Raw genomic sequence first — 25071 nt, forward strand, 5'->3', positions numbered from 1 at the left:
AAATATCATATGCACCGAATGTTTACAGATACGGTAGGGTTGACAATTCACGATTATGTACAACGCCGCCAGTTGACCGAAGCCGCAAAACTGCTTGTTCTTTCCGGCCGACCAATCCTTGAAATTGCGCTTTCTGCCGGATATGAGAGCCAGCAGTCCTTTATGGATATTTTCAAAGCCATGTATAAAAAATCCCCCAACAGATACAGGGAGGAAAGATTATAAAAAAGAAGACCTTCTTTGATATAATGGAAACGGGTAACGGCAGCCGTACCAAAAACAAAGGAGGTCAGTCCAAATGAAGGAGCAAAATTTATCACATACGAAGTGGAAGTGTTAATATCACCATAGTAATCGTACCAAAGTATCGCAGGAAAGTAGTATACGGGAAACTGCGAGCGGATATAGGAAAAATCTTGAGGAAGCTATGTGAGTATAAGCATGTAGAAATCATAGAGGCCCACGATATGCCGGATCATATTCACATGTTGCTGTCCATTCCGCCAAAGATGAGTGTGGGTAAGTTTAAGGGATATTTGAAAGGGAAAAGCACATTGATGATATTCGAGCGGCATGTAAATCTGAAGTATAAATATGGCCGCAGAGTGTTCTGGGCAAAGGGATATTATGTAAGCACAGTAGGAGGAAATAAAAAGGCCATTCAGAAATACATCCAGGATCAAGAAAGAGAAGACCAGATCATGGATCAGATGAGATTTAAAGAGTACGAAGATCCCTTTAAAGAATTAGAAGAAATGTAAGTAAAGAAACGCCTAACCCTAAGTGCGGTTGGCGTTTCTCATAGTGCGCCTTTAGGCGCTACTGGTATTATGCCATTTTAGGGTTTATTATTCATACAACGTCCTTTGGGCGTGGTATTGATGATAGGTGACTCACTTTCAAGTGATATTATGGGGGCAAAAAACGCCGGCATAGCCACCTGCTGGTACGACCATAAAGGACAGGGAGTTTCCGGGCGAGATGCGGCGGATTATCACATCTCTAACCTCCGTGAGCTGCTATCCCTGGTCTGATTTTCTTACGCTAAGATTGTGGCCCTGGCCTGATTCAAGAATAAAGGCCTACCCTGAGCACTGCCGGGTTAAACTGAGGGCTTTCGTCATCCGGCTGGTGGAGGCGGCGATGGGTAAAGAAAAGCAGTTGCTTTTTAGGCTGAATTCGGGTATAATGTACTTAAAAGGAGGGTGTTCTCAAGCACTGTGAGTTTCCCCCGCCCGCAAAGCGGCCGCCTTTTATTGTACAAAAGTGCCGGTAAACTTGAATCGGATTTTGTAACTTAAAGGGTATCTTTTAAGCACGGTAGGGCCAAAAGACATTGGCGCTGCCAAGTCTACAATCCCTAGAAACTGTAAAGTTTCTGTGGATTTCGCTTTTGCCGGACATCCGGGGGAAATGCGCCTGAGTGCCCGGCAAAACAGTCCAGGCAATCATATTTTGGAGGATGGATACCATGAAAGCAATGAATACTATGAAAAAAATCCTTGCGGCACTTTTGGCGGTGCTGTTTACCTTCGCCTTCGCGGCGTGCGGTGGTGACGGCAAGCAGGGCTCCGGCTCTCAGGGAGAAGGTGAAAACGCCATAGGCAGCGCTTTGGAGCTGCTCACCACCGTATGGGACAGCTATGGGGAAGAGGAGCGCTTTGCCGCCGCCGGAGGCGATATGTCTGAGGAAAACATGACTATGGACGGCCCTGGCAAATTCAGCGTCAGCGACGCCGTCGCGTTGAATACCACGCTGGGGTTCCCGGAGGCTGCTGTGGACAAAATTGACGACGCGGCCTCACTGGTGCACATGATGAACGCCAATACCTTTACCTGTGGCGTGTACCATGTCAAGGAGGCCGGGGACCTCCAAGAGGTTTCATCTGCCCTGAAGGACAATATCCTGCAGCGGCAGTGGATGTGCGGTTTCCCGGACCGGCTGGTGATAATGCAGGCCGGCGGCTATGTGGCGGCCTTCTTTGGCGAGGAGGAGATTATAAGCAACTTCCGGGAGAAACTGACAGCCGCGTACCCCGACGCGGAAACCATGTGCGATGAGCCCGTGGTGTAGTCGGCGGCAGGGTAAAGGCTGAGCGATGTTATTTTCCAGCGTAACCTTCCTGTTTTACTTTCTGCCCGTGGTGGTGGCCCTGTACTTTATCTCGCCCATGTGCCTGAAAAACGGCGTGCTGCTTCTTGCCAGCCTCTTTTTCTATGGCTGGGGCGAGCCCAGATACCTGGCCTTTATGCTCCTCTCCATCACCCAAGGGTATATTTTCGGGCTGCTGATTGAAAAATACCGGGGAAAAGGACGGACCAAAGCCCTTCTGACGGCCTCTGTCCTTTTCAGCCTGCTGCTGTTGGGATACTGCAAGTACGCGGACTTCTTTATCAGCAATTTCAACCTGGCAACAGGGCTGTCTGTTCCGCTGCTTAAAATTGCGCTGCCGGTAGGTATCAGCTTTTATACCTTTCAGGTAATCAGCTATACGGTGGACGTATACCGGGGCACGGTGCCCGCACAGCGGAACTATGTGGACCTGGCGGCATATATAGCCATGTTCCCCCAGCTGGTGGCAGGGCCCATCGTCCGGTACGCGGACATAGCAGGTCAGCTGCGGGACAGGACCCACAGCCTCAGCGGGGCCGCAATGGGCGTCCGCCGGTTTATCATTGGCTTATCAAAAAAAGTTCTGATTGCTAATCAGCTGGGGGCTCTGGTGGCTGTCTTTAAGGAGTCAGCGGAGCCCTCTGTACTGTTCTACTGGCTGTATGCCGCCGCCTATATGCTGCATATTTATTTTGATTTCTCCGGCTACAGCGACATGGCGATTGGCCTGGGGTATGTGTTCGGCTTCCGCTTCCCGGAAAACTTTGACTATCCATATATCTCCCGCAGCATTACGGAATTCTGGCGAAGATGGCATATCTCGCTGGGGGCCTGGTTCAGGGACTATCTCTACATCCCGCTGGGCGGCAACCGGGTGGGCAAGCCTCGCTGGTTGTTCAATATAGCGGTGGTCTGGGCGGCGACCGGGCTCTGGCACGGCGCGGCGTGGAATTTTGCCCTTTGGGGCCTGCTGTTTGCGGCCCTGCTGATGATGGAAAAGCTGTGGCTGTCCGGGTGGCTTAAAAGGCATAGGGTGATAAGCCATCTGTATGTGCTGTTCCTTGTCATGGTCAGCTTTGTTATATTTGACGCGGAAAGCGTGGCAGCGGCGTTCTCACGTATCTCCGCCATGTTTGGGGGACAGGCCATGCCGGTCCTTACGGTGGAGAGCGTCTATTACCTGAAAAGCTATCTGGTGATTTTGGCCCTGGCCCTGATAGGCGCGACCCCTCTGCCCAAAAAGCTGGCGGCTCTGGCAGGGAAAGGCAGGTATACCCGCGTGGCCTGCCATATAGCGGAGCCGGTGGCCTGCCTGGTACTGTTGACGGTATGCACAGCCTATCTCATAGACGGTTCCTTCAATCCCTTCTTATATTTTAGATTTTAGGAGCGATGGTATGCCGGAAAAACGGAAGAATATGGCCCTTGTGGCTCTCACCTGCATCTTTTTATATGGCTTTTTGCTGTGGGCAGTTATCAAGCCTGTGGACGCCCAGTCGGTCAGCGAGCGAAGGCCTCTGGCTGCCCCGCCGGCTGCCAGCTGGGATGCCGTTTTTTCAGGAAAATTTATGACAGACTTTGAGGAATACGCGCTAGACCAGTTCCCATTGCGGGACGGGCTGCGCACAGTCAAGGCCATCACCTCCCTTTACGCCTTCAGGCAGAAGGACAACAACGGGGTCTACATGCAGGACGGCTATATCTCCAAGCTGGATTACCCCCTGGATATGCCGTCTGTGGACTATGCGGCGTCACGGTTCCGGTATGTCTACGAGCAGTATATGGAGGACAAAGACATGGCGGTATATCTGTCTGTCATCCCGGACAAAAACTATTATATGGCGGAGGAACACAGCGCCCCGGCCCTTGACTATGCCGGGCTGACAGCCGCCCTGCGGGACCGGCTGGATTTTGCCAGGTATATAGATATCTTCCCCTTTTTAGAGCTGTCAGACTATTACCGCACAGACAGCCATTGGCGGCAGGAAAATATAACAGACGCCGCCAGGTACCTTGCGGGGCAGATGGGGGTCACCCTGTCAGGCGGCTACACCCAAAGTCTGGCTGAGGTTCCCTTTTATGGGGTGTACTATGGGCAGGCGGCTCTGCCGCTTCCGGGGGAGGAGCTGTACTGCCTGAGCAGCGCCGCCCTGGAGGACTGCCGGGCCTATGACTATGAAACACGCACGTATATCCCCATTTACGACCCGGAGCAGGCCGAGGGCCGTGACCCCTACGCCTTTTTCCTGGCAGGGCCAAAATCGCTGCTGAAAATTGAAAACCCCAACGCTACTACCGGGAAGGAGCTGATTCTCTTCCGGGACTCCTTCGGGAGCAGTATAGCCCCCCTGCTGGCAGAGGGCTATGCCTCTATCACGCTGGTGGATATCCGTTATATATCCCCTCAGATGCTGGGTCAGTTTATTTCCTTTACCAATCAGGACGTTTTGTTCCTTTACAGCACTTCTGTTCTCAATAACAGCGAGACCATCAAGTGACCGGGCATAGGAAGATTGTGCAGAAAGAATCTGTCATTTACCAACTTCTGAAAAAGGGCAGCGTTTGCCAATACATTGATTGTTCTTGTGGGCGTAGTGACAGACCGCCTTGGATTCTCCCATTGTGATGCCGAAATGCTCCTTCACAAAATCAACAGCGGCTAATATGGAGAGGAAGGAATCTCTTTTACAGCATCTTGGCCCTCCGACTTCTCCAATTTTACCGAGGGCTGTCGAGGTCATCTGATGGGACAGGGCAAAAGGCTCATTAGCTAGAGGCGTGGACTTTGATATGATGGAAATGAACATGCCGGAGCTTATGCCTGCTCCACAAGCTCCCCAAAACCCACAGACCCCACCGGGGACGCTTTTTCCCCGGTTCATCATCTCAATCAGGGCGGCCGGGAGGTCAATATCACCGCCTGCGTTTTTATAGGCAGTCAGAAGGGCGGCGCCCACTATAACATGGTGCTCCGGCCCGTGCATATGGCAAAATGGCTGGGACATCAGCTTTTCCATTATCTCAATAGGGTCATGGGAGGTTTCATCCAGACAGATTTTGATTATGCTGTCCATACCCTTGGTATGGCACTCATTACAGACATAGTGGCCGTTCACACATCTGGTTTTACTGTTTTCTGTTTTGTGGCAAATGGCGCATTCCATAAGCTCGTCCTGCTCTAAATATTCCAGAATTTCACGGCAAATCAGGCATTCATCTTTCATGTTCATGTGGCTGGACCTCCCGAAAGTTTTAAGTTGACCGGCGAAACTAATCCCAGTATAGCACAGCAAAACGGCGGAGTCAACAATGCCAAGGCTGCGGCGATAGTTGAAATGTTTACCCCCGACTCCAATTACACAAAAAATAAAAGCTTGCATATTCCCCCGCTCTTTGCTACAATAGTGGGGAAATATTTTTGTAGGAGGACAAACACTTGAAAAGATTATTATGCTTATTGATGCCGCTGGTCCTGGTGCTGGGCCTTGCCGGATGCGGGGGCAGCGGGAGCGGCAGCAGCTCGCCTGCAGGGAAGGTGCTGGATGGCGGGAGCGAGCCGGTGCCTGCAGAGGAGCTCAAGGCCAGCAGCTCCGGGAAAAAGCTGGGCTGGCAGACGGAGGCTCCGGAGAAGGGCGAGGAGATAGCCGTTGTCACCATGAAGAGCGGCGAGGTTTTTAAGATTCGCTTCTTCCCCAACGAGGCGCCGAAGGCTGTCTATAACTTCAAGCACCACGCTATGAACGGTTATTTCGACGGCATGGCTTTCCATAGGGTGATTGAAAACTTTATGATACAGGGTGGCAGCCCCAACGGCACCGGCACTGACGGCGAGAGCGTCTGGGGCGGGAGCTTTGAGGATGAGTTTGACAAGTCCCTGGTGAACATCGACGGCTCGCTGTCCATGGCGAACAGCGGCCCAAATACCAACGGCAGCCAGTTCTTCATCAACTGCACCGGCACACCGGCGTCAAGCGAGATGTGGGCGTATTATGAGGGCCAGTACGAGCAGTTCCAGGAGCTCTATAAGGAGAACAAGGAGGCCTTTGACCAGAATCCCAACGCCAAGACCCTGGACACAAGCAAGATAACCGACGATTACAAGAAGCTCTATGAGGAGCACGGCGGGAATATGCACCTGGACGGGGCCTACTCCACCAACGGTACCGGGCACACGGTATTCGGGCAGGTGTTCGAGGGCATGGACGGCGTGTACGAGCTGTCCAGAGCCGAGACCGACAGCAACGATAAGCCCGTCACTGATATGGTCATAGAGAGCGTGAAGATAGAGGTTTACGACGGCGGCACCCCGGGCACGGCCCAAAGCAAGGCAGCGGATTGACTTAAATGGCAGCGGCGGACTTTTGTCCGCCGCCTATTTTTGTGGCTTTAGCGAAAGTGTAACCCCTTTCCAAAGAGGAAAGGGGTTACAAATTTATACTCAAAGCTTACTCTCGAGCCTCTCTTTAATAGCCATCAAAAAGTCCTGGGTATTGACCTTCTTAATCTCAGGCAGCGTAGACATAGCCGCCAAATCACCTGTCATTATCCCAGCCTCAATGGTCTCAACAGTGGCCTCCTCCAGCTTCCCGGCAAAGTCCACGAGCCTTCCGTTGCCGTCAAGCTGCCCGCGCTTTCTAAGGGCACCCGTCCATGCAAACAGCGTCGCCACAGAGTTTGTGGAGGTCTCCTCCCCCTTCAGGTGCTTATAATAGTGCCGGGTGACGGTGCCGTGGGCGGCCTCGTACTCGCAGGTGCCGTCGGGGGCCACCAGCACCGAGGTCATCATGCCCAGGCTGCCAAAGGCTGTGGCGACCATATCGCTCATCACGTCGCCGTCGTAGTTCTTGCAGGCCCATATAAACCCGCCCTCGCTGCGGACCACCCGGGCCACTGCGTCGTCTATGAGGGTGTAGAAATACTCGATTCCGGCTTCGGCAAACCTTTTGGCGTACTCGGCGTCATATATTTCCTGGAAAATATCCTTGAACCGGTGGTCGTACTTCTTGGAGATGGTGTCCTTGGTGGAGAACCAGATATCCTGCTTGGTGTCAAGGGCGAAGTTGAAGCAGGAGCGGGCGAAGCTAGCTATGCTCTCGTCAACATTAAACTGCCCCTGGAACACGCCGCCGCTCTCCTTAAACTCATGGACCGTAAGGCGCTCCTCTGAGCCGTCAGCCTTTGTCACGACTATCTCGGCCTTCGCCCCGGGAGGCACGACAGTTTCGGTGTTCTTATAGATGTCCCCGAAGGCGTGGCGGGCGATGGTGATGGGCTTCCGCCAGCCCGGGATATAGGGGGTGATACCCTTGACAAGGATTGGCGCGCGGAAGACGGTGCCGTCTAAAATAGCCCGGATGGTGCCGTTGGGGGACTTCCACATCTCATGGAGCTTATACTCCTCCATACGCTGGGCGTTGGGGGTTATGGTGGCGCATTTCACAGCCACGCCGTGCTTTTTGGTGGCATTGGCTGAGTCGATTGTAACCTGGTCGCCGGTCTCGTCCCGGTGGGGGAGGCCCAGGTCGTAATACTCCAGGTTCAGGTCGATATAGGGGGCAAGCAGCATGTCCTTTATCATCTGCCAGATGACCCTCGTCATCTCGTCGCCGTCCATCTCCACCAGCGGGGTCTTCATAGGTATCTTTTCAAAGCTCATATTTTTTCTCCCTTCGTGTAGTTTAAGAGGCCGCCAACTAAGACCATATCCCGCTGGCGTGGGGTGAGCACAGCCCGCAGCCTGAACTGCAGGCCGGTGGACTCGTCTGCCATTGTCACGTCATTTCCTGACTCAAACTCAGCCCTGATATTGGGCAGGGAGAGCATGTCCATCTGGCTGATTTTGTCATAGTCGCTTTCGTCCGTAAACTGCAGGGGCAGTATGCCGGTGTTGGCAAGGTTCGCCGCGTGTATCCGGGCGTAGCTCTTGGCGATAACGGCCTTTACGCCCAGGTACAGGGGCACCAGCGCCGCGTGCTCACGGGAGGAGCCCTGGCCGTAGTTATGTCCGGCTATGACAATGCCGCCGCCCTCCTGCTTACAGCGCTCCGGGAACTCCTTGTCGCAGACGGCGAAGCAGAACTGGCTGAGATAGGGCACATTGGAGCGGTAGGGCAGTATCTTTGCCCCGGCGGGCATGATATGGTCGGTGGTGATGTTGTCGCCCACCTTGAGCACAGCCTTCCCGGAGACGCTGTCAGCTAAGGCTCCGGCAATGGGCAGGGGCTTGATGTTGGGCCCGCGCTGTACCTCCACGGTCTCCATCAGGGGCTCCTCGATGGGGGGGAGGATAAGGTTGTCGTTTATCAGGAAGCGCTGGGGCATGTCTATCTTCACATATTCCCCAAGGCTCCGGGGGTCTGTGAAGACTCCGGCGATTGCCGAGGCGGCGGCGGTCTCGGGGCTCACAAGGTAGACCTTCGCGTCGGCGGTACCGGTGCGGCCCTCGAAGTTGCGGTTGAAGGTGCGAAGGGACACGCCCGCAGAGCTGGGGGACTGGCCCATGCCGATACAGGGCCCGCAGGCGCACTCCAGTATGCGGGCCCCCGCTGAAATCATGTCGGCCAGGGCGCCGTTTTCAGCCAGCATCTGGTATACCTGCTTGGAGCCGCAGCCGATAGTCAGGCTCACGTCCGGGTGTACGGTTTTCCCCTTGAGTATAGCCGCCACGCGCATCATGTCAAGATAGGAGGAGTTGGTGCAGGAGCCGATACAGCACTGGTCTATCTTCATCCCCTCGAGCTCATCCACAGGCTTCACGGCGTCAGGGCTGTGAGGGCATGCGGCAAGGGGCACAAGGGACGAGAGGTCGATTTCTATGGTCTCGTCGTACTGGGCATTCGGGTCTGAGGAGAGCTCCACCCACTGGTCCCCACGGCCCTGGGCCTCCATAAACTGCCGGGTGATATGGTCTGAGGGGAACAGGGAGGTGGTGGCACCCAGCTCAGCGCCCATATTGGTGATGGTGGCCCGCTCGGGGACAGTGAGGGTCTTAACACCCTCGCCGGTGTACTCAATAATCTTGCCAACGCCCCCCTTGACGCTCATTTTGCGCAGCACTGCCAGGATAACGTCCTTGGCGCTGACCCAGGGGGAGAGGGAGCCGGTAAGCTCGACCCTTGTCATGGTGGGCATATTTATATGGTACTCGCCGCCGCCCATGGCAACCGCAACGTCCATGCCACCGGCACCGAAGGCCAGCATACCTATGCCGCCGCCGGTGGGGGTGTGGCTGTCCGAGCCTATAAGGGTCTTGCCCGGCGCGCCGAAGCGCTCAAGGTGGAGCTGGTGGCAAATGCCGTTGCCCGGGCGGGAGAAGTAAATGCCGTGCTTCCTGGCGACCGTCTGGATGTACCTGTGGTCGTCGGCATTCTCGAAGCCGCTCTGCAGGGTGTTATGGTCCACATAGGCCACGCTCTTTTCGGTCTTCACCCTTGGCACTCCCATGGCCTCGAACTCAAGGTAGGCCATGGTGCCTGTGGCGTCCTGGGTCAGGGTCTGGTCGATACGCAGGCCGATGTCCTCGCCCGCCCTCATTTCGCCGCTGACAAGGTGTGCCTCGATGATTTTCTGTGCGATAGTCTTGCCCATTGTACTCGCTCCTTTACAGTTAATTTAGCATCAGTATATTGGTAAATTCCCGCCAGCTGCCGACGCAGAGACAGGGAATATCTGCTTTTTCCGGCGGCTCCCCGCCACTTTCGTTGAACCACACCGGGAACATCCCGGCGGCGTGGGCACCCAGCACGTCGGCATACCAGTCGTTGCCGCAGTACCAGACTTTTTCCGCAGGCGGGCAGGTCTTTTTCAGCGCTATGCGGAACAGCAGCGGGTCCGGCTTGCGGATGCCGTATTCGCTGGAGGCGATTACAAACTCAAAGCTGTGTAAGGGGAACAGCCTGCCCAAGCGGTTAGCCAGCGCATTGCCAGACCAGCCGATATTGCTGATGACCCCGGTGGGGATATTCCGGCTGCGCAGGAAGTTTATCATCTCGGACGCGCCGGGCTTCAGGAAGCTGGGGCAGGAATTTTCCATCAATATCAGCTCGGCTTCCTCCAATGGGACGGAGGTTTTCAGGCCCAGCGCCTCCATAACAGTACGGAGCTGCTGCCATTCATGTATTTCCCAGCCCCCATTGCGGGCAGCGGAGAGGCTTCGTGAGCCGGAAAAGCGCTGCCAGAGTTCGTCGCCGATATTTTTGGCGTCCTCCGGCGCCGCACCGTCGGGATTCTCGGAGACATACCGAAAAACCGCCCGCCAGCCACGGAGAAAGTCCGGCACAGGCTCCCAGGCTAGGGTATCCCCATAGTCGAATATAATAATGTCAGGCCGTGTCAGCTCCATAGTGCACCTCATAGGGTCTTCTCCATAAAGTAATTCAAGAGCTCGATACCTTGCCTCACCGCCCGGTTTTCCCGCACCACCCGGTACCCGCGCTTCAGGAAGAAGGGCCGGGCGGTTATGGAGGCGTAGGTTGTGATACGCTCATGCCCCATTTCCAGCCGGTCGCACAGAGCCGCTGCTATGCCCATGTCCTGGAAGTCTTTATGCACATAGAGCCTGTCCAGGTACCCGCTGTTATCAATGTCTCCAAATCCTGATATAATGCCGGAAGTCTCGGCTACCAGGGTAAAATGCTCCGAGAGTGAGCGCCCCCACGCCTCTGTGTCCGGCCTGCCGCCGGCCCAGGCGTCAAGCTGCTCCGGGGAGTAGTCCCGAGCATTGACGGTGTGCACCGTGTCAAAAAACAGCCTCAGGAGCTCCGGGCAGTCGGCGGGCCGGTAGGCTCTTATAATAATATCAGACGGCATGTTCATCTCTTTCCCTCCGCAAATTCCACAGCCTGGACAAGCCAATCCAGCAGCTCGCCGTCAATCCCGCCGGGCCCGGTTATTACCGCGTGATGGGTCCAGCGGCCAGAGTACGGCTCCGTGGCGGTGAGCCTGGGGGAGCTGAGCCTTTGGCCCAGCCCAAAGGTGACTGTGAGGAAATCGCCCTTTATCCCCGGGCGCACCCGGTTAAAGGACACACAGGCGAACATGCGCCGCCGGAAAAAGGATATTTGGGTGGCCTTCACCTGCACCTCAAAGGGGCCGGCCTGCTCTGTAAGCATCTTTAATAGCCTTTCGTAAATGGGCAGAGCCCCGGGCCTTTTATTAAAGAAAAGCAGTATGTTTTCATCTATGGCATTAGAAGAATCCAAAATAATTCAACCCCCATATAGAAAGGAACATGGTGCCGATAGACAGCACCGAGCTGAACACTACCAGCTGCCCGGCAAGCTGGTCGTCCCCGCCCATCTGCTGGGCCATTGTGAAGCTGGACACGGCGATTGGCGAGCCGAATACCGTAAGCAGCACCGCTAGGTTGGCGCCCCTGAAGCCCATGAGGATGGCGGCGCCCACGAAGGCCGCGGGGTAGACGATAAGCTTCATGAAAAGGGTTATGAGCAGGGGGCGCGCGCAGCGCCCGGTCTCGCCAAAGCTCATTGACGCCCCCAGCACCACGAAGGCAAGGGGAGTGGCGATACCGCCAATGGTAGACATGGTGCTGTGGAGCACATTGGGCAGGTACCAGTTGAAGCGGGTGAAAAGTATGCCGATAATGGAGGCAATTATAAGCGGGTTTGTGGCTATCCCAAGGAGCACCCCCCAGAGGTTCGGGCGCTGTCCGTTGAACATCTCCAGGGCCAGCACAGCAAGGGCGTTAAACATGGGGATTATAACGGCTATCAGCAGCGAGGCAGTTCCCGCGGCCCTGTCCCCGAAAAGGGCCATGCTGATGGGTATGCCGAAGAGTACAAAATTGCTGCGGAACATCCCCTGGAGCATTACCCCCCGCCGGGAGTTGTCCTGCTCTGTCAGGAGCACCAGCACCAGGGACACCAGGAACTCTATGAGCACCCCGGCAGCGGCGAAGAACAGCAGATTGTTCTGGAGGCTGACTCCTTCCCCGGTATCGTATATGTTTATAAAAATCATCAGCGGCAGGAAGACCTTGAAGATACACTTATTAACCTGCCGGGCCGAGGCCTCGTTTAAAAGGCCTGTGAGCCGTATAATATAGCCCGCTACCATTATAAGGAATAGGGGGACTACGGCGTTGACGGATATAAAAAGGCTGTCCAACTTTGGGACCCTCCTTGGCTATAGGGGTTATATAGCTTTGAATTTATATGGCTTTAATATGCTAATAGTATATCACAAAACTAACCCCTTGGCAAGTTGTCCCCGGGGCTTGTAAACTCTCCCCAAATGCAGTATAATATAGGTAATTTGCGAAAAGGAGAGGGAAAATGGACCAGGCAGACATTAAAAATATACTCGAGCAGGTGAAATCCGGGGGCTGCACCGTGGACGAGGCCCTGCTGAAGCTCAAAATGGAGCCCTTCCGAGACCTGGGCTTTGCCAAGGTGGACGGCCACAGGGGACTGCGCCAGGGGGCCGCTGAGGTCATCTATGGCGCGGGGAAGACCCCTGAGCAGATAAGGGACATTGCCGCCAGCATGAGAAAGGACGGAGAGCAGGCGGTGCTCATAACCCGCATGAGCCCGGAAGCGGCGGGGGTGGTGGGGGAGGCCCTGCCCCTTGAATACCATGAGATGGGAAGGGTCGGCATTGTGGGCCGTATGCCGGAGCCCACCGGGAAGGGGAATATTGTCGTTGCCACCGGCGGCACCAGCGATATGCCTGTGGCTGAGGAGGCGGCCCTCACCGCCCAGGTGCTGGGCAACCGGGTCGTAAGGCTCTATGACGTGGGTGTGGCGGGGCTGCACAGGACCCTTGCCCACCTTGAGGACCTTATGAGCGCCCGGGTGATAGTAGCCATAGCCGGGATGGAGGGGGCGCTTGCCAGCGTTATAGGCGGCCTTGCGGACTGTCCGGTGATAGCCGTGCCCACAAGCGTGGGGTATGGGGCGTCCTTCGGGGGGCTCTCCGCCCTGCTGTCCATGCTGAATTCCTGTGCCAGCGGGGTGAGTGTGGTGAACATTGACAACGGCTTCGGCGCGGGGTACCTTGCAAGCATGATAAACCATATCTAGCAATATACTTATATATTATAGCAGGGGGGAACGGCTATGACCGATGAGATAACAGAGCTGAGCTGCAACCTGGACGACATGTCCCCCGAGGGCATTGGCTTTGCCATGGAGGTGCTGCTGAACGAGGGGGCGCTGGACGTGTTTACCACGGCTATAGGCATGAAGAAATCAAGGCCTGGCACAATGCTCACCTGCCTCTGTAAGCCCGGCGACAGCGAGAAAATGGCCCGGCTTATCTTTAAGCACACCACCACCCTGGGGATAAGGGAGAGCCGCTGCAGGCGCTATACCCTGGAGCGGAGCTTTACAGAGGCCGAGACTGAGTACGGCCCGGTGCGCATAAAGCACGTTGAGGGCTGGGGGACAGAGAGGGAGAAGGCCGAGTATGAGGACCTTGCGAAAATTGCCCGGGAGCAGGGGCTGAGCCTTGAGGAGGCCCGCAGGCTTTTGGAATAAAAATTTTAATTATTATATTATAATATAAGGAGGACTATATAATGAATGTACTTATGATTAACGGCAGCCCGCATAAAGAGGGGAACACCTATATTGCCCTGCACGAGATGGAGAAGGTATTCCAGGCCGAGGGCTTTGAAACGGAGATTCTGCACATAGGCAATAAGGCCATAAGGGGCTGCGTGGGGTGCAGAAGGTGCGGGGAGCTGGGCCGCTGTGTGTTTGACGACGCTGTAAACGAGGCCGCGGAGAAGTTCGCCCGGTGTGACGGCCTGGTTGTGGGCAGCCCGGTGTACTATGCCTCGGCAAACGCCACGCTGGTTGCATTTCTCACTAGGCTTTTCTATAGCTGCGGCTGTGACAAGACAATGAAGGTGGGCGCGGCTGTGGCGGCGGCCAGAAGGGGCGGGCTCACGGCGACCTATGACGAGCTAAACAAATTTTTCGCCATCTCGGGCATGCCCATTGCCAGCGGGCAGTATTGGAACGGCATACACGGACAGACCCCAGGGCAGGCCCTGGAGGACGCGGAGGGCCTGCAGATGATGAGGACACTTGCCAGTAACATGAGCTTTTTGATGAAGAGCATAGCCCTTGGGCGGGAAAGGTACGGCCTGCCCGAAAAGGAGCCCAAGACGTTTACAAACTTCGTAAGGTAAAATTTAATTGTAAGGGTTGCAAAATTTCGCCTATTCGTGTATGATAGTAGCAGTACGCACTCCGTGGCGGCGGTACCGCCGAAAGCTGACGAAAGAAAGGACAATAAGTATGGGAAAGAGTATCAAACGGTCGATAGCTATAAGGGCAGCGTTAGCGCTGGCGGCAATGCTGCTGTTTAGTTTTATCACCACTGCAAACACCTTCAAAATCGATAACACCCAGGAGCAGGCTAAGCAGGCCAGCGCCCTTCTGGAACGAGCCCAGAAGGCTGAGGCCGCACACTATAAGTGGTCCCAAAATCTGTCGAACGCTCTGTACGCAGGGACCGAGTTTACCGGCAGCACAGACCCTACCGGCTGTGTTTTAGGCCAGTGGCTCTATGGGGAAGCCGGCACGGAGAACGAGGCAGTGCTCAGCCTGCGCTCGAAGCTTGAGCCCCTGCATAAGGAGCTGCACGAGTCTGCTACATATGTCCTGGATTTGCATAAGAGCGACCCCCAGGCCGCGCAGGAGTATTACCAGCAGACCATAGGCACAAACCTTTCCACCCTGGTGGGGTATCTGGACCAGGTGGTGGAGGAGGGCACGCTCCTAAGGGACGAGACCCAGAAGACCATGGATGATACAACATTCACCATGCAGGTCACAACAGGCACCTGCCTGCTGCTGGCGCTGGTATGCCTTATGAGCCTTATCTACTATGTGATTACCCGGGCCGTAAACCCGATAGTCGCCATAAGCAAGAGCAGCTCCGTAATGCAGGAGGGGCGGCTCAACCTGGAGCTGGACTACCGGTCGCAGAACGAGCTGGGCAGGCTTGCCGATATCCTCAGGGACAGCCTTGCGACCATAAACGGCTATGTCTCAGACATCAACCGTATTATGGGCGAGATGTCCAACGGCAACTTTGATGTGAGCACATCTGAGGAGTATATCGGAGACTTTGCCAGCATACAGGCCTCTATTGAGAGCCTGACTACCACCCTATCTATGGCTATGGGCCAGATAAACCAGTCGGAGATAAGGATATCCGGCAACGCCGAACAGCTCTCAAGCAGCGCCCAGTCCCTGGCCCAGGGAGCTACCGAGCAGGCCAGTGCCGTGCAGGAGCTGTACGCCACGCTGGACGGCGTATCCCGCAGCGCCCAGAGCAATGTGCAGACGGCTACCGAGGCACAGGAGCGCGCGCGCCTTACCGGGGAACAGGTCGCCCAGAGCGAGCAGAAGATGGAGCAGATGGTGTCCGCAATGGAGGACGTGAGCTCCTCCTCCGAGCAAATAGGACAAATCATCACCACTATCCAGAATATCGCGTTCCAGACCAATATACTTGCCCTGAATGCCGCGGTTGAGGCCGCAAGGGCCGGTGAGGCCGGCAAGGGCTTTGCGGTCGTTGCCGACGAGGTGCGCAGGCTTGCCGCCCAGTCTGACGAGGCCGCCGCCGCTACCACTGAGCTTATAGACAACTGTGTGGCCGCAGCCAGCCGCGGCAGCGGGATAGTGGCGGAAGTCTCCGCCGCCCTGGAGGAGACCATGGAGCTGGTGAGCCGGTCCAATGAGGATATCGGCGTTATCGCTGACGCTGTGCGCGGAGAGGCCGAGTCCATTGCCCAGGTCACCGAGGGCATTGGTCAGATATCCGCGGTGGTGCAGACCAACTCCGCAAGCAGTGAGGAGTCCGCAGCCGTAAGCTCCGAGCTCTTTGCCCAGGCGAAGAACCTGAGGGAGCAGACCAGCCGTTTCAGGCTGAAGGATTAAAAGTTTCGTCCACCTTTTCAAAGGTGGCAGGGTGCGGGGCAGAGCCCCGCGGCCCACTTCGGGCAGCGCCTATAGCGCAGTGCCCGCCAAATCACCCCATAAACCCTAAAGAAAAAGCACCCGCTTCGGCAGGTGCTTTTTAATGTATACCCCTAAACTCATTTATAAAATATTTACAACCCGGCAACAATCTCTTAAAAATATTTATAAAAGGACTGGAAAAACCCGGAGACCTGTGATATAATATTAGCTTGTGATGACAACCCCAAACGGCGAAAAAAGGAGGAAAACAGCGTGATTTTCGGCAGGCATATGAACCGTTATTATCTGAAGTTTGCCCCCATACTGCTAATGGGCCTCGGGGCCCTCATAGCGGTGGACTACTTCCAGCTGGTGATACCAAACCTTTATCAGATGGTGATAAACGGCATAAACCAGGGCTTTGTGGAGGTTGACGGGCAGACGGTGCCATTTGATATGGGCTTCCTGCTAGACAGGATATGTATGCCCATGGTAGTGGTAATCCTGATAATAGTTGCCGGGCGCTTTTTCTGGAGGCTCTGCTTTATGGGCAGCGCAATCCGGCTTGAAGCGGACCTTCGCAACCGGATGTTTGACAACTGCAAGAATCTCAGCCGGGAGTTCTATCAGGAGAACAAGGTCGGCAATCTGATGAGCCTTTTCACCAACGACCTTGATACCGTGCAGGACTGCTTCGGCTGGGGAGTGCTCATGTTCTTCGACGCGTTCTTTATGGGCGGCATGGCAATAGTAAAGATGTGGAGCATGAACCCGCTGCTCACAGGCCTCTCAATGATACCCATGGCCTTCCTGCTCTGCTGCGCCACAATAATCGGGCGCAAAATGATGGAGCGCTGGGAGATACGCCAGGAGGCCTTCTCCAAGCTCTCGGACTTCTCTCAGGAGAGCTTCTCAGGGATAGCCGTTGTGAAGGCCTTTGTGAAGGAGGCAAAGGAGCTTCTGGCCTTTAAGGAGCTCAATAAGGAGAACGAGGTGGCGAACATAAACCACACCAAGATATCCGTGCTCTTCAGGATATTCGTCTCCCTGTTTATTGAGAGCGTGGTCTGCGTTATCCTTGGCTACGGCGGCTTCCTGGTTTATAAGGGCATATTTAATGCCGGCCAGCTTGTGGAGTTCATCGGTTACTTTAACGCGGTAATTTGGCCCATTATGGCTGTGGGCGAGCTTATCGACATGACCTCCAGGGGCCAGGCCAGCATGAACCGGGTAAGCGAATTGCTGGATGCGGCACCCACCGTGGTGGACAGGCCCGGCGCAAAGCCCCTGGAGCAGGTGAAGGGCGGCATAGAGTTCAGGAACCTGACCTTCAAGTACCCCGACGGTGAGTACGACGCCCTGGAAAATATCAGTTTCAGGATTGAGCCCGGTGAGAACGTGGGCCTGGTGGGCAAGACCGGCTCAGGCAAGACCACATTGGTGGATTTGATACTGCGTACATATAACGTGCCTGACGGGACCCTGTTTGTAGACGGCCACGATGTGAACGATATTACAATCCGCTCCCTGAGGGACGGCTGCTCCTATGTGCCCCAAGATAATTTCCTGTTCTCGGACACTATAGAGCATAATATAGCCTTCGGCGTAGAGGACTACGACGACAAGACAATCACCCAGTATGCCAAGCTGGCAGACATTGCAAACGACATAAAGAAGTTCCAGCACGGCTATCATACTGTCCTTGGGGAGCGCGGCGTGACGGTCTCCGGCGGGCAGAAGCAGCGAATCTCCATAGCTAGGGCCTTGATGAAGAACGCCCCCATACTAATACTGGACGACTCAGTTTCGGCGGTGGACACCAAGACCGAGCGCGCCATACTCCAGAACCTCAGGGAGACCCGGGCGGGCAAGACCACCATACTTATCGCCCACCGGATTTCCACCATCGAGCAGATGGACAAGGTGCTCTTTATTGACGAGGGCAGGCTTGTGGCGGCTGGCACCCATGAGGAGCTCTACAGAAGCTGCCTGGAGTACACAAAGATGGTAGACTTGCAAAAGCTGGACGAGGAAGGAGCTGAATATCACAATGCGTGAGTATCTTCCTGTTTTGATAGTGGGCGGCATAATCGGGCTGTTCGCCCTTGTATTCCTTATTGCATACCTCACCGCAAGGCGCAGGAACATCCTGGAAAACCGGGAGCGCAATATGCCCGACTCAGAGATAATCCGGCGGCTTCTCCGCTATGCGAAGCCCTATAAAATGCAGTTTGTGCTGGTGTTCTTCGTGATGATGCTCTCAATATGGTACGAGGTGGTCTCACCGCTGCTGGTGGGCCATATTGAGGAGACAGTGGTGGGGGACTTTGAGATGTCCTACCTGCTGAGCATTGTGGGCGGCTATGTGGCTGTGCTCCTGGTGTCCCTGGTGTGCACCTACATCCAGGCCATGGTGCTGCAGAAGGTGGGGCAGAAGATACTGTCCGCCATGCGCGAGGATGTGTTCACCCATATTGAGGGCCTCTCCCATGAGCAGCTGAACAATATCCCTGTGGGCAAGTTGGTCACCAGGGTGAGCAACGACCCCAACGCCATATCCTTTATGTTTACAAATATCATTGTGACCCTGGCAAAGAATGTCATGGTGATATTCGGGGTCCTTGCCGCCATGCTCATGCTGAACTACCTTCTGACCCTGATGGTGCTCTGCTTCGTGCCCTTCGTGGTACTTTTCACCGTAATCTTCCGCAAGTTCTCCCGCTCGGTGCACCTGCGGGTGAACGACGCCACCACGGACCTGAACACCTACCTTTCGGAGAACCTTTCAGGTATCAAGATAACCCAGATATTTAACCAGGAGGACCGTAAAATGCGGGACTTCCTGGAGCGCTCCAGGACCCTGCAGGGGGCCAAGCGCAGCCGCATGTTTGTCTTCGGCATTTTCCAGCCCATGGTATATATGCTCTATATCTCCTCGGTGCTCTGCCTGCTGTACCTGGGCGGCAAGGGCTATATAGGAGACTGGAACGTGTTCGGGCAGGTGATGTCCAGCGGCGTTATCGTCTCCTTCTATATGTATATCTCAAAGTTCTTCAACCCAATTCAGCAGCTTGCCGAGCAGTTCGACATGCTCCAGCGCTCCTTTGCAGCCGCTGAGAAGATATTTACTGTCATGGACATGGTGCCCGAGGTTGTGGACACCCCCAATGCCCGGGAGCTCAGCGATATTAAGGGCGAGATTGAATTTAAGGACGTATGGTTTGCCTATAACCCCGGCGAGTGGGTATTAAAGGGAGTGAGCTTCCATATCAGCCCCAGGGAGACTGTGGCCTTTGTGGGCTCCACAGGCTCCGGCAAATCCACCATACTATCCCTTATCTGCCGCAACTACGACATACAGAAGGGGCAGATACTGATAGACGGTGTGGACATCAAGGATATTAAGATAGCCTCCCTTAGGAAGCATTTCGGGCAGATGCTGCAGGATGTGTTTCTGTTCTCGGGGACCATCAGAAGCAATATAGTTCTGAGGGACGAGTTCCCTGAGGAGGACATAAAGCAGGCCTGTGAGTACGTGAACGCCGACAAGTTTATCTACCGTCTTGAGGGCGGCCTTGACGAGGTAGTCAGGGAGCGGGGCAACAACTTCTCGGCAGGGCAGCGACAGCTCCTGAGCTTCGCAAGGACCATACTCCATAAGCCCGCCGTGATGATTCTGGACGAGGCCACAGCGAATATCGACACGGAGACAGAGCTCCTTATCCAGGACTCCCTTGAGAAGATGAAGAATATCGGCACAATGCTCATTGTGGCCCACAGGCTCTCCACTATTCAGCATGCGGACAATATTATCCTGCTGAGCCACGGCGAGATTCTGGAGCAGGGGACCCACCAGGAGCTGCTGCATAAGAAGGGGAGATATTATAATCTCTATACCTTGCAGTATAATAAGGAGCAGCTACAGAGGGCGTAATAAGTCAAGGAGGGATAAAAGTTGGAGGCAAGGAAAAGAGCGGGCCTTGACATGACCCAGGGGAGCCCGGCAAGGCTGCTGATACTCTTCGCCATCCCCATGTGGATAGGCGGCATATTCCAGCTGATGTACAACTTGGTGGACACAATAGTTGTGGGCAGGTTTGTGAGCATAGACGCCCTGGCGGCTATAGGCGCGGCGGCGTCAACCAGCATGTTTATTATGTTCATGGGCAACGGCCTCACAAACGGCCTTTCAATAATCGTGTCCCAGGCCGAGGGCGCAAAGCAGGAGGAGAGGCTGAAAAAGGCCGTGGCCCACGCGGCGTATATGGTGCTGGGTGGCGGGGCGGTACTGGGCGCTTTGTCTTTCTTCGGGGCAAGGCCCCTGATGGAGCTTTTGGGCGCGCCGGAGAACATCATCGACCAGTCGGTTTTGTACATACAGATAACCGGCGGGCTGACCGTTATACAGCAGGCCTATAACGGCGTGTCCTCGGTACTGCGGGCGGTTGGGGACTCGAAGACCCCGCTATACTTCCTGATATTCAGCTCCCTGCTCAATGTGGGCCTGGACCTTCTGTTTGTGCTGGGCTTTAACGGGGGCGTAGCCGGGGTGGCCTTCGCCACGGTGCTCTCCCAGCTGGTATCGGCTGTGCTCTGCGGGCTGTATATGTCGAAGCGGCACAAAAGGCTCGTGCCGGACAGGGAGTCCTGGCGGCTTGATAAGGCCATGATAAAGGAGTACCTCTCCATTGGCCTGCCCATGTGCGCCCAGAGCATGGTGCTCTGCGTGGGGATGTTCGTGATAACGGCGGTGATAAACTCCTTCGGCTCTGACATTGTGGCGGCCTACACAGTGGGCGGCAAGGTGGAGCAGCTGGCAACGGTATCCTTCAGCAACGTGGCCTTCTCCTTCTCCGTATATGCCGGGCAGAACTTCGGGGCGAAGAAGTTCCAGAGGATAAAGGAGGGCCTTAGGAAGGGCCTCCTGATAGTCTGCGGGCTGTCGGTAGTCTCAACGGCGGTAATGCTGATTTTCGCCCGGCCCCTGGCGCTGGTGTTTATGGAGAGCCCCAGCGAGTACGTGCTGGAGGCGGCGGTGAGCATGGTGCGCATAGAGGCCATGTTCTTCTGGGCGCTGGGAGGTATCTGGACGGTAAACTCGGCCCTGAGAGGCATGGGCAAGGTGAAGGCAACCCTGGTGTCCAGCATAGTGGAGCTGACGGCGAAGATAGGCGGGTCGGTGCTGCTGCCCATTTGGATGGGGTATGTGGGCATATGGCTGTCTGCGCCCATAGGCTGGGTGCTGGGCATGGCGCCGTCGCTGTTTATCCTGCTCAGGTGGATTGCAAAGCAGAACGACGCGGTCAAGGCGCGTTAGGCACCTTGCAGGGTGTGGGGCAGCGCCCCACGGTCTTGGAGGTGAGCGAAAGCTCACCTCCTTTTATATACCTAAAACTAGTGATTTTACACAGAAACACCCGGAGGTTTTTCGGTAAGTTCACATATTGAGATTTTATGTATAATGATATATAATTAACTTCCCTGCCCTCAAAAGCCAGAGGCCGGGGCCCCGGAGCGGCTGCCGGGGACGTCATCAGGAAAGCTCTTGAAAACCCAGGAAAGGACTGCTTTTGCGATGAAAACTATTTCTGTAGCCGCGGTTACAGCGGGCGGCAAAACAACTGTTGTAGGCGAACTGAAAAAACGGCTCCCCAATTCCCGGTCGCTGCACTTTGACGAGTATAGCTTTGACGGCAGTGTAGAGGACTTCCCGGAGTGGGTGCGAAACGGCGCGGACTATCAGCTCTGGGACCTGGCCCCGCTGGAGGAGGACATTCTCAAGGCCCGGGAGGAGGGGGACTGTGATTATCTTCTGCTGGACTACCCCTTCGCCTACCGTCATAACGCTGTCAAAAATTATATTGACGCGGCCTTCTTCATTGACACGCCCTTGGACATCGCCCTTGCAAGGCGAATCCTAAGGGATATGAGCTCAGCCACAGGGGAGGAGATACGCCTTGACCTTGAGACGTACCTAAAGCACGCGCGTCCCGCCTTTGTGCAGATGCACAGGGACATACTGCCCTCATCCGACTATGTGATAGACGGCGCTCAGAGCGTGGAAAAAATCGCCGTGGATATCCTTGCAAAGCTTACAGAAGGGGGTGTTCTCCATGATTGAAGTAAAAGACCTTCGCAAGACCTTCAAGGTGGCCCGCCGGGAGGCAGGCTTTGGCGAGGCTGTAAAAGCTCTGTTCCACCGGGAGTATGAGTATATCCACGCTCTCGACGGAGTCAGCTTCTCCATCAGGGACGGCGAGATGGTGGGCTATATCGGTCCAAACGGCGCGGGCAAGTCCAGCACCATTAAGATTCTAAGCGGCATATTAACTCCCGACAGCGGCATATGCACCGTAGGGGGGCGCACCCCCTGGAAGGAGCGCCGAGCCCATGTTAAGGGGATAGGCGTGGTATTCGGACAGCGCTCCCAGCTTTGGTGGGATGTGCCGGTGATAGACTCCTTTGAGCTTTTAAAGGAGATTTACAGCATACCAGGCAGTGTCTACAGCAAAAATCTCAGCGAGCTTACTGAGACCCTGGACCTGTCAAAAATTGTTAAGACCCCTGCCCGCCAGCTCTCCCTGGGCCAGCGTATGCGCTGTGAGATAGCGGCTTCCCTTTTACACGACCCAAAGGTGCTCTTCCTGGACGAGCCCACCATAGGCCTGGACGCCGTGTCGAAGCTTGCGGTGCGGGATTTCATCAAGCGCCGGAACCAGGACCACGGCACTACCGTGATACTCACCACCCACGACATGCAGGACATCGAGGCCCTTGCCAGCCGTATTATACTTATCGGCAAGGGGAAAATCCTACTGGACGGCACTCTCGACGACATACGCCGGGGCGGGGAGCATATTGACGAGACCGTGGCAGAGCTCTACAAGAAGTTTGACGTGTGAGGGCGGGCCATGAGAAAATACTTAGCATTCTTCCGGACACGATTTAATATGGGGCTCCAGTACCGCACGGCGGCTATAGCGGGCCTTGCCTGCCAGTTCTTCTGGGGGGCCATGGCTATTCTTGCATTCAAGGCCTTCCATGATACGGACCCCTCGTCCTTCCCTATGTCCCTGCCTGCCATGTCCAGCTATATCTGGCTCCAGCAGGCCCTGCTGACCCTTCTGACCATGGGCGGCATGGACAACGAGTTTTTCAGTGTGATAGAGAGCGGCAACGTGGCCTACGAGCTCTGCCGCCCGGTGGACGTGTACGGCATGTGGTACTCCCGCTCGGCGGCTACCAGGGTGTCAAATGCCCTGCTGCGGTGCGTGCCGGTTATAGTAATCGCGGCGCTGCTGCCCGCTCCCTACGGCCTCTCGGCCCCGCCGGACCTGCTTACCTTCCTCACATTCCTGCTCTCCCTGGTCCTGGCTCTGGCTGTCATAAACGCCATGGGTATGATTGTGTACATGATAACCTTTCATACCATCACCCCCCGGGGTGTGCGGCTGATAGCGGTGAATATCTGCGACTTCTTCTCCGGGGACATTATTCCCCTGCCCTTCTTCCCGGCGGGCTTTAAGGAGTTTGTGGAGCTGCTGCCATTCTCCGCTACGGCTAATGTGCCCCTGCGTATCTATTCCGGGGACCTGCACGGCCCGGAGATGGTGAAGCTAATGCTCCTGCAGGTGTTCTGGGCGGCGGTGCTGATAGCGGTTGGCAAGCTCATAGAGCGCCGTGAGCTTAGGCGAGTAACAGTACAGGGAGGCTGAGCATTATGAAATTATACTTGAAATATTTTGAGATTCACCTAAAGAGCGCCATGCAGTTTAAGGGCTCATTCTTTGCCACCATAATCTCCCAGTTCCTCACCGCCTTTACCGTGTTCCTGGGCATAACCTTCATGTTCGGGCGCTTCAACAGCGTGGACGGCTTCACCTATGAGGAGGTGGTGCTCTGCTATGCAATCATCCTCATGGGATTCGGGCTGTCACAGCTCTTTGCCTCGGGCTTCAAGGTCTTCGACTCTATGATAGGCAACGGCCAGTTCGACCGCATACTCTGCCGCCCCAGGAACGAGATTTTTCAGGTGCTGTCACAGCGTATAGACTTTGTGCGCCTGGGTATGCTCTTTCAGGCGGTGGTAATGCTGGTATACAGCCTTGTGACCTGCCCGGTGGACTGGACCTTCAGCAGGGTGCTGACGGTGATATTCATGATAGCGGGCGGCTTCGTGCTGTTCTCGGCCCTGTTCCTTCTGGACGGCTCCATTGCATTCTTCACCATTCAGGGGCTGGAGGTTATGAACGTCTTCACCTACGGTGCCCTGGAGCACGGCAAGTATCCCCTCTCAATCTACGGTAGGAAAATGCTCACCTTCTGCACCTTTGTGATACCCTATGCCCTCATACAGTATTATCCCCTGACCTACGTACTGGGCCGCACTGAACGGCTCTGGTACATGTTCCTGCCAATAATAGCCTGCCTGTTTGTGGTGCCCTGCTGGATAGTCTGGCGTATCGGCGTGAGCAGATATAAGTCAACGGGGTCCTGAGAGGAGGATGTTATGATAGAGACTAAAGATTTGATTCTGGACAAGGCAAAGTATGATGACTGGCTCCCCATGTATAAGAACCTGTGGAGCCGTACGGAGAGCTTCCAATATATGGTGATTGAGAACAGCCCTGGCGAAGGGGAGGCCCGCTCCCGAATGGAGCGCACCATCGCCTTTCAGCAGGGCCGGGAGTCTTACCTGGTTTACCTTAGGTCCGGCGGCGAGGCCATAGGATTTACCGGCATAGCTCCCCTGGAGGATGATACCTGGGAGGAGACCGGCATTGCCATTGGCCCGGATTTCTGGGGCAGGGGCTACGGCTGGCAGATACTCCAGGCGCTGATATCCAGGGCCAAGGAGCTGGGGGCTAAGGAGTTCCACTACTCCTCATGGGAGGAAAACCTGGCCTCCAGGGCCCTGGCAGCGAAGGCGGGCTTCAGGCAGTATGCTGAGGAGAGGCATGTCAGGGAGCACGACGGCAGGGAATACACTCTGCTAAAGTATAGGCTTCTCTGCTAGCAGCCGCC

General features: G+C 55.4%; 24 protein-coding genes and 2 pseudogenes. 19 read left to right on the forward strand and 7 right to left on the reverse strand.

Annotated elements, in window-relative coordinates; translation table 11 throughout:
- The 6 genes and pseudogenes from D5270_RS11360 to D5270_RS11385 form a co-directional block, all read left to right on the forward strand.
- A pseudogene (locus tag D5270_RS11360) lies at positions 1 to 216 on the forward strand (helix-turn-helix transcriptional regulator); the annotation flags it as partial.
- Positions 217 to 298: 82 nt separating this feature from the next.
- Positions 299 to 761, forward strand: a pseudogene (gene tnpA, locus D5270_RS11365) (IS200/IS605 family transposase).
- A 120-nt stretch (positions 762 to 881) separates the two neighbouring features.
- Complete coding sequence (locus D5270_RS17275; RefSeq protein WP_166544216.1) at positions 882 to 1034, forward strand: HAD hydrolase-like protein; 153 nt, start codon at positions 882 to 884, stop codon at positions 1032 to 1034.
- A gap of 437 nt (positions 1035 to 1471) precedes the next feature.
- Positions 1472 to 2074: a bacteriocin transport accessory protein gene (locus tag D5270_RS11375; RefSeq protein WP_243150336.1), complete on the forward strand. Its 603-nt coding sequence runs from the start codon at positions 1472 to 1474 to the stop codon at positions 2072 to 2074.
- 25 nt (positions 2075 to 2099) lie between these two features.
- A complete protein-coding gene (locus tag D5270_RS11380; protein ID WP_166544217.1) occupies positions 2100 to 3500 on the forward strand; it encodes an MBOAT family O-acyltransferase in 1401 nt (466 codons plus the stop codon).
- Between the two features lie 10 nt (positions 3501 to 3510).
- Positions 3511 to 4611, forward strand: coding sequence for a DHHW family protein (locus D5270_RS11385; protein ID WP_166544218.1), 1101 nt, complete (start codon positions 3511 to 3513; stop codon positions 4609 to 4611).
- Positions 4612 to 4644: 33 nt separating this feature from the next.
- Here the strand turns inward: D5270_RS11385 and D5270_RS11390 are convergent, their stop codons facing one another.
- On the reverse strand, positions 4645 to 5343 hold the full coding sequence (locus D5270_RS11390; protein ID WP_442858606.1) for a DUF5714 domain-containing protein: 699 nt from the start codon (positions 5341 to 5343) through the stop codon (positions 4645 to 4647).
- Positions 5344 to 5549: 206 nt separating this feature from the next.
- Here D5270_RS11390 and D5270_RS11395 point away from each other — a divergent pair, with 206 nt between their 5' ends.
- Positions 5550 to 6452: a peptidylprolyl isomerase gene (locus tag D5270_RS11395; protein WP_243150337.1), complete on the forward strand. Its 903-nt coding sequence runs from the start codon at positions 5550 to 5552 to the stop codon at positions 6450 to 6452.
- A gap of 99 nt (positions 6453 to 6551) precedes the next feature.
- On the opposite strand, the gene D5270_RS11400 is transcribed toward D5270_RS11395, so the two are convergent.
- From D5270_RS11400 to D5270_RS11425, 6 genes are read right to left on the reverse strand one after another with little or no spacing between them, the layout of a single operon-like run.
- The gene (locus D5270_RS11400) at positions 6552 to 7769 is read right to left on the reverse strand and encodes an NADP-dependent isocitrate dehydrogenase (RefSeq protein ID WP_166544219.1); all 1218 of its coding nucleotides are present in this window, start codon (positions 7767 to 7769) and stop codon (positions 6552 to 6554) included.
- Positions 7766 to 9700, reverse strand: coding sequence for an aconitate hydratase (locus D5270_RS11405; RefSeq protein WP_166544220.1), 1935 nt, complete (start codon positions 9698 to 9700; stop codon positions 7766 to 7768). The genes D5270_RS11400 and D5270_RS11405 overlap by 4 nt, the downstream gene beginning before the upstream one ends.
- 19 nt (positions 9701 to 9719) lie before the next feature.
- Positions 9720 to 10454, reverse strand: a complete 735-nt coding sequence (locus D5270_RS11410; RefSeq protein WP_166544221.1) for an HAD family hydrolase — start codon at positions 10452 to 10454, stop codon at positions 9720 to 9722.
- 8 nt (positions 10455 to 10462) lie between these two features.
- Complete coding sequence (locus tag D5270_RS11415) at positions 10463 to 10927, reverse strand: GNAT family N-acetyltransferase (RefSeq protein ID WP_243150338.1); 465 nt, start codon at positions 10925 to 10927, stop codon at positions 10463 to 10465.
- Complete coding sequence (locus tag D5270_RS11420) at positions 10924 to 11313, reverse strand: DUF5655 domain-containing protein (RefSeq protein ID WP_166544222.1); 390 nt, start codon at positions 11311 to 11313, stop codon at positions 10924 to 10926. Before D5270_RS11420 ends, D5270_RS11415 begins: the two co-directional genes overlap by 4 nt.
- Positions 11300 to 12238: an AEC family transporter gene (locus D5270_RS11425; protein ID WP_166544223.1), complete on the reverse strand. Its 939-nt coding sequence runs from the start codon at positions 12236 to 12238 to the stop codon at positions 11300 to 11302. The genes D5270_RS11420 and D5270_RS11425 overlap by 14 nt, the downstream gene beginning before the upstream one ends.
- A 167-nt stretch (positions 12239 to 12405) precedes the next feature.
- Here D5270_RS11425 and larB point away from each other — a divergent pair, with 167 nt between their 5' ends.
- The 12 genes from larB (at position 12406) to D5270_RS11485 (ending at position 25063) form a co-directional block, all read left to right on the forward strand.
- Complete coding sequence (gene larB / locus D5270_RS11430) at positions 12406 to 13152, forward strand: nickel pincer cofactor biosynthesis protein LarB (protein ID WP_166544224.1); 747 nt, start codon at positions 12406 to 12408, stop codon at positions 13150 to 13152.
- A gap of 36 nt (positions 13153 to 13188) precedes the next feature.
- Positions 13189 to 13608, forward strand: a complete 420-nt coding sequence (gene larC / locus D5270_RS11435; RefSeq protein WP_166544225.1) for a nickel insertion protein — start codon at positions 13189 to 13191, stop codon at positions 13606 to 13608.
- 41 nt (positions 13609 to 13649) lie between these two features.
- Entirely contained in the window at positions 13650 to 14267 is a 618-nt protein-coding gene (locus tag D5270_RS11440) for a flavodoxin family protein (RefSeq protein WP_166544226.1), read from the forward strand.
- Positions 14268 to 14376: 109 nt separating this feature from the next.
- On the forward strand, positions 14377 to 16026 hold the full coding sequence (locus D5270_RS11445; protein WP_166544227.1) for a methyl-accepting chemotaxis protein: 1650 nt from the start codon (positions 14377 to 14379) through the stop codon (positions 16024 to 16026).
- Between the two features lie 294 nt (positions 16027 to 16320).
- A complete protein-coding gene (locus D5270_RS11450; protein WP_166544228.1) occupies positions 16321 to 18105 on the forward strand; it encodes an ABC transporter ATP-binding protein in 1785 nt (594 codons plus the stop codon).
- Positions 18098 to 19981 carry an ABC transporter ATP-binding protein gene (locus tag D5270_RS11455; RefSeq protein WP_166544229.1) on the forward strand — a complete coding sequence of 628 codons (1884 nt, stop codon included), beginning with the start codon at positions 18098 to 18100 and terminating at the stop codon, positions 19979 to 19981. The genes D5270_RS11450 and D5270_RS11455 overlap by 8 nt, the downstream gene beginning before the upstream one ends.
- Positions 19982 to 20002: 21 nt before the next feature.
- Positions 20003 to 21364: an MATE family efflux transporter gene (locus D5270_RS11460; protein WP_166544230.1), complete on the forward strand. Its 1362-nt coding sequence runs from the start codon at positions 20003 to 20005 to the stop codon at positions 21362 to 21364.
- A 258-nt stretch (positions 21365 to 21622) separates the two neighbouring features.
- Positions 21623 to 22168: a hypothetical protein gene (locus D5270_RS11465; protein WP_166544231.1), complete on the forward strand. Its 546-nt coding sequence runs from the start codon at positions 21623 to 21625 to the stop codon at positions 22166 to 22168.
- A complete protein-coding gene (locus tag D5270_RS11470) occupies positions 22161 to 22949 on the forward strand; it encodes an ABC transporter ATP-binding protein (RefSeq protein ID WP_166544232.1) in 789 nt (262 codons plus the stop codon). Before D5270_RS11465 ends, D5270_RS11470 begins: the two co-directional genes overlap by 8 nt.
- 9 nt (positions 22950 to 22958) lie before the next feature.
- Complete coding sequence (locus tag D5270_RS11475) at positions 22959 to 23762, forward strand: ABC transporter permease (protein WP_166544233.1); 804 nt, start codon at positions 22959 to 22961, stop codon at positions 23760 to 23762.
- A gap of 5 nt (positions 23763 to 23767) precedes the next feature.
- Complete coding sequence (locus D5270_RS11480; RefSeq protein WP_166544234.1) at positions 23768 to 24544, forward strand: ABC transporter permease; 777 nt, start codon at positions 23768 to 23770, stop codon at positions 24542 to 24544.
- A 12-nt stretch (positions 24545 to 24556) separates the two neighbouring features.
- Positions 24557 to 25063: a GNAT family N-acetyltransferase gene (locus D5270_RS11485; protein WP_166544235.1), complete on the forward strand. Its 507-nt coding sequence runs from the start codon at positions 24557 to 24559 to the stop codon at positions 25061 to 25063.
- Positions 25064 to 25071 lie beyond the last annotated feature (8 nt).

The organism is Acutalibacter sp. 1XD8-36 (assembly GCF_009917525.1).
In the GTDB taxonomy this organism is placed as follows: Bacteria; Bacillota; Clostridia; order Oscillospirales; family Acutalibacteraceae; genus Acutalibacter.